2 protein-coding genes and 4 pseudogenes are annotated in these 4,991 nt (G+C 72.6%); 2 read left to right on the top strand and 4 right to left on the bottom strand.

The annotated features are described in order from the left end of the window. A pseudogene (locus ABZ281_RS37685) lies at positions 1 to 1,478 on the top strand (hypothetical protein); the annotation flags it as partial. A gap of 211 nt (positions 1,479 to 1,689) precedes the next feature. On the opposite strand, the pseudogene ABZ281_RS37680 reads toward ABZ281_RS37685, so the two are convergent. From ABZ281_RS37680 to ABZ281_RS37665, 4 genes and pseudogenes are all read right to left on the bottom strand, one after another. Next, positions 1,690 to 2,264: pseudogene (locus ABZ281_RS37680) on the bottom strand (GNAT family N-acetyltransferase). Positions 2,265 to 2,349: 85 nt separating this feature from the next. Then, a pseudogene (locus ABZ281_RS37675) lies at positions 2,350 to 2,863 on the bottom strand (DinB family protein); the annotation flags it as partial. Beyond that, positions 2,860 to 3,339 carry a hypothetical protein gene (locus ABZ281_RS37670; RefSeq protein ID WP_356662534.1) on the bottom strand — a complete coding sequence of 160 codons (480 nt, stop codon included), beginning with the start codon at positions 3,337 to 3,339 and terminating at the stop codon, positions 2,860 to 2,862. The pseudogene ABZ281_RS37675 and the gene ABZ281_RS37670, both read right to left, overlap by 4 nt. Positions 3,340 to 3,376: 37 nt before the next feature. Beyond that, positions 3,377 to 4,243: a bifunctional DNA primase/polymerase gene (locus tag ABZ281_RS37665; RefSeq protein WP_356662533.1), complete on the bottom strand. Its 867-nt coding sequence runs from the start codon at positions 4,241 to 4,243 to the stop codon at positions 3,377 to 3,379. Positions 4,244 to 4,613: 370 nt separating this feature from the next. Between ABZ281_RS37665 and ABZ281_RS37660 the strand changes: the two are divergent. Continuing rightward, a pseudogene (locus tag ABZ281_RS37660) lies at positions 4,614 to 4,928 on the top strand (hypothetical protein); the annotation flags it as partial. Between the last annotated feature and the right edge of the window lie 63 nt (positions 4,929 to 4,991).

The following is a 4,991-nucleotide window of genomic DNA, read 5'->3' as shown; positions in this document are numbered from 1 at the left end:
GGAAGTCCAGCGTGTGGAGGGCCCACGTCGAGCCGAAGTGGGCTGGCTACCGGCTGATCGACCTGGAGTACATGGCCGCCACCGTGCACTCCGTGGCCTTCAGCCCCGACGGCCGCACCCTCGCCAGCGGCAGCGCGGACGGCACCGTACAACTGTGGAACATGGCCGGTCCGGGCCGCCCGGCCGCGATCGGTGCGCCGCTCACCGGTCACACCGGGCCGGTCTGGTCCGTGGCCTTCAGCCCCGACGGGAACATGCTCGCCGCGGCCAGCGCGGACAGCACCGCGAGCCTGTGGAAGGTCAGCGATCCGGAGTACCCGTCGCAGGTCGGCGGGCCCCTCGCGGGCAGCAGCGGCGAGATGTACGCGCTCGGCTTCAGCCCCGACGGGCGCACCCTCGCCACCGGGGCGGGGGACAACAAGGTCCGCCTGTGGTCGCTGCCGACGTCGGACATGACCGGCCGGACCGGAGTGTTCCGGCCGGACGGGCGGCTGCTCGCGACGGCGGCGCGGGACGGGCGGATCCGGCTGTGGGACGTGCGGAGGCCCGGCAGGCCGGTGCGGTTGGGCGAACCGTTCCTCCCGGGCAAGGGCGACGTGCGCTCCCTGGAGTTCGCCCCGGACGGCCGTACCCTCGCGGTCGTGACGGGCGACCGGGTGGTCGAGCTGTGGAACCTCGGTGATCCCGAACGCCCGGTCCGCCACGGCTCTCCCGCCCCCCTGCACATCCGGTACGCCGACCCGCTGGCCTTCAGCCCGGACGGGCAGGTCCTGGCCACCGCCTACGACGACCGCACCGTCCAGCTGTGGAACGTGAGCGACCCGGCCCGCCCGCGCCCGCTCGGCAAACCCCTCACCGGTCACAAGGGCTATGTCAACCACCTCGTGTTCAGCCCGGACGGCAGGACGCTCGCCAGCGGCAGCGCGGACGGCACGATCCGGTTGTGGAACGTGACCGCCCCCGGCCGGGCGACCCTGATCGGGAAGCCGCTGCGGGGCCACCTCGGAGCGGTCAACGCGCTCGCCTACAGCCGCGACGGACGCACGCTGGCCAGCGCCGGTGACGACAACTCGGTCCGCCTCTGGGACATCTCGGACCCCGCCGAGGCCTCCCAGCAGGCGCGGCTCACGGGCCACACGGAGGCGGTCGTGTCGCTGACGTTCAGCCGGGACGGCCGCATCCTGGCCAGTGGCGGCAACGACAGCACCGTGCGGCTGTGGAACGTCTCCGACCCCTCGCACGCCACCGCGATCGGCCAGTCGATGAGCCCCAACTCCAAGACCGGCACGTTCCTGGCGTTCAGCCCGAACAGCCACATGCTGGGGGTGTCGAGCGGGGCGGACACCATCCGGCTCTGGGATCTCGACGTCGACACCGCCGTCCGCCGCATCTGTTCGATGACCCGGGGGGTGCTGACGCAGGACACCTGGCGGGAGTACCTGCCCCGGCTCTCCTACGATCCGCCGTGCGGCGGCTGACGGCACCGACTCGCACAAGGCTCGGCCATCACGGCAGTCGCGTGATACGAGTCACAACCGGGGCTTCCCGGTGGCCAGTCGGCTCGTGGTGGGCAAGCGCTTGTTACCCTTGGCCATAGCTCGACCGCTGGTGCATCCCCCGTCGCCAGCGGTCGGGCCCTTTTTCAGTGCGGGTCGAGGCGCATTCTCAGCGCAGGCCGAGGCACCTCTCTCAGCGCAGGCCGAGGCGCATCAGAATCCGGGGATGACCGGCCAGGACCGAGGTCGTGGCCGCCGCGCGGACGAAGCCGGCGCGTTCGAAGTTCTTCCGCGGACCCGCGTACGCCATCGTCAGGGCGACCTCGGCGTCGCCGTTGTCCAGGGGGGTACGCCTCGATCACCGGTGCGCCCCGGTCCCGGGCGAACTCGACCGCGCCGGCGATGAGGGCGTGCGAGATGCCCTGCTTGTGGTGGCCGGGGCGGACCCGGACGCACCAGAGCGACCACACCGGCAGGTCGTCGACGTGCGAGATCTTGCGGTTGCGGGCGAACGAGGTGCTCGCACGCGGGGCGACGGCGGCCCAGCCCATCACTTCGTCACCGTCGTAGGCGAGCACGCCCGGGGGCGGCTCCGTGCGGCACAGCTCGGCGACGTACTCGCCGCCGGCCGGGCCGCGCAGCTCGTTGTTGAGCCGGGAGGGGGATCCGGTGGCTCAGACACCAGCAGACGTTCGCCCCGGGAGACCTCGGCCCGAGCACGGCACGGACGTCCTCGAAGTCCTTGGCCGCCCGGACATCGATGCTCATGCCCCCACGATGTCACGCACCGGGGCGGACGCGCCCCGGGGGACGGGGCGTACCCGGGCCGAACGCGTTCAGCGCACCACTGTGCGGACGCGGCCCGCAGCAGCCGCAGTTGGCCGATCTCGGACGCGTCAGCTCCGCGTTCACCCGGGCCAGCGTGTGGGCGACGGGTGTGCTCGGGGTCGTTAGGCCGGGGGAAGGAGGCCGTGGCGTCCAGGTCCGGGTCGGTGAGGTCGTCCAGGACCTTGAGCCACTCGGGGCGCAGGCCGCGCAGCCACTCGATCGTCGGGGCGCCCTCGCCGGGCCAGACGATGTCCTCGCGGTCGCGGGGCGGGCGGCCCTGGGCGTGGTCGAGGGTGACGCTCCACCACCATCACGAGGTGCCGGCTCGCCCAGGCGAGGGTGGGAACGGGGACCGGGTCGGGTTCGCTGTCCGCCCAGTCCGGGACCCAGCTGCCGTCGGGCCCCCGGCGCATCGTCCAGCAGTGCGCAGCGGGCTCCCACGGGAAGTCCTCCGGCTCCAGCCGCTCCAGGTGGTACTCGAACAGCGACCAGGACAACTCGAACTGCCAGCGCAGCGGTTCCGTACGGGACGCGCTCATCGGACGACCCTACGCACGTGCTCCGGGGCGTCGCGAGCCAATACCGCCCAGTCGAGGTTCCGCAGTGCGGGCTCGGCGTCGCAGCCCGAGGGCAGGCGGGGCGTGGACTGGAACCAGACGACGGTCAGGCGCGAGCGGTAGGCGACCGGGTCGCGGGCCGGGTCCAGGGCCACGGAGTGGAACGTGCCGAGGCAGGCCACGGCGGGCAGCACCTCGACCGGCCCGAGGCCGCCCGCGTACTGGTCGGGGTACTCGCGCCGGGGCGGGACGAGGTGCACCGGCGTGCCCGGGCGGGACCGCTCGGCGGCCCGCAGCAGGTCTCGGATCCGCAGGTCGTTCAGCGGCTTGCAGGGGTAGCCGTCCTGGAGGTCGCCGTAGGTCGACGAGATGCGCAGCTCGGCGAGGTCCACCGGGCGGCCGGAGACCAGGACGAGGCGTGCGAGTGCCAGGGCCGGCGCTTTTGCGTGGTGTTGCATCGAGGTCTTTCGGTGGTGGGGATGGGCGGGGCCTTGCTCACGGCCGGTGCCCCGTCATCCGTGCCGCCGACGCGATCGTCGTCCGCGCCTCCCGCTCGGACAGGCCGGTATGGAGCGCCGCGTCGACCAGGGGAGCCACGAGCGCCGGGCCGATGCCGTCCTCGTAGGCCCGGCAGGCCGCCCAGAACAGGCGGGTGTTGCGCTGGCCCTCGTGCGCGGCCAGGACGAACTGGACCAGGCCCTGGCCGTGCCCGCCGGCCGCCGCGGGCACCGGGTGGTAGGCGCGGGGCGGCGGGAGCAGCAGCCGCAGGAGGGAGCGCGGGCAGGGGGCGGGGGCGAGGTGCGCGCTGCCGGGGGCGGCGGCGTACGCGCCCTGGTCCGTGCGGGAGCCGGGGCCGACCAGATAGCCGCCCGCCCCCCGGATGTCGATGCCGGGGGCGAGCCGGCCCGCCGAGTTGGGCACGACCACCTCGGGTGGCCCGCTCAGCCACAGGTGCCGCCCGCCGGACGGGGTGACGACGACCACGGTCGGCGGGATCGTGAACAGGTGCCGCAGCGCCAGCTCGCGCAGGGCGGCCGAGGAGTCCGTGCCGGTCTTCACGTCCAGGTCGAGGCCGATCAGATGGTGCGGGGGCAGCCCGCAGGCGATGCCGTAGCCGGTCGCCCAGGGCGCGGCGGCGAACAGTTCGCGGATGCGGTCCGGGTCGCTGGAGGCGTCGTAGACCCCGTGTCCGAGTTTCCCGCAGGCACCGTGGCAGGGGGAGGGGGCGGGGTCGTCGCGGTGCGGGGAACGCAGTGCCGGGAGCTTGGAGCGGGACAGGGGGATGACGGCCAGTCCGCGTTCGGCGGCTGACAGGGCGTGTGCGAGGGCCAGCGTCGTGGCCTGCCGATCGGTGGTGGCCATGACTCTAGTTTCGTACGTACGTTCGAAAAAAGAAAGAGGAAGCGAGTGCGACGTGCCGGGGTCGTGCGGCGCCCGGGGAAAGTGCTGGAACGCTTCCCCTTTGCGGCACCCGGGTTCGAGCACCCCCTTTCACTCCCATCCGGTACGGAAGTGACGCATAGGGGTTTATCGACTAGTCCTCACGCTTGCGTGCGAATGGCGGCTTCCGGTGTGGTTCGCCGGGGATTCGGTGGGCAACTCTGGACTCGCGACGTCGAGCACCGCGCCGGGGCGGTCGGCCGACTTCCCCGGTGACAGCAGTGGTTCACGCACCGATCGGCGATGAGCCGGGTGCGTCCTCGGTTCGATCAGTCCTGGAGGGACAAGAAACATGGCAAGCATCCGTACCGCCCGCGTCATCGCGGCGGTCTCCGCCCTTCCGCTCGCAGCCGCCCTCTTCACCGGTGTCGCGACGGCGGACAACGGCGCCTTCGCGGACAACGGATCCATCGCGTCCGTCACGGAGGCGGAGCAGGGCAATCTCGGCAGCGGCGTCGGCGGCGACAACTTCGGCACCGCGGCCACCACCCAGCAGCAGGCGGTGGGTGACGGCGCCTCGAACCAGAGCAACACCGCCCAGGTCAACGGCTCGGAGTTCACGGCCGTCAACCAGGGCAACGCCAACACCGCGATCAGCTTCTGCCCACCCGGGATCACCGTCCAGGTCACCGTCGTGTGGTCTGACGTCCAGCTGCGCCTGGACGTGCGT

It is taken from the genome of Streptomyces sp. NPDC006265, from assembly GCF_040613555.1.
Lineage (GTDB): Bacteria > Actinomycetota > Actinomycetes > Streptomycetales > Streptomycetaceae > Streptomyces.
The sequence above is the reverse complement of the archived record's forward strand: the minus strand, read 5'-3'. Positions and strand labels throughout refer to the sequence as shown.

Coding starts and splice junctions, on each gene's coding strand:
- ABZ281_RS37670 (WP_356662534.1), bottom strand. CDS start 3,339: ATGCAACACCACGCAAAAGCGCCGGCCCTGGCACTCGCACGCCTCGTC.
- ABZ281_RS37665 (WP_356662533.1), bottom strand. CDS start 4,243: ATGGCCACCACCGATCGGCAGGCCACGACGCTGGCCCTCGCACACGCC.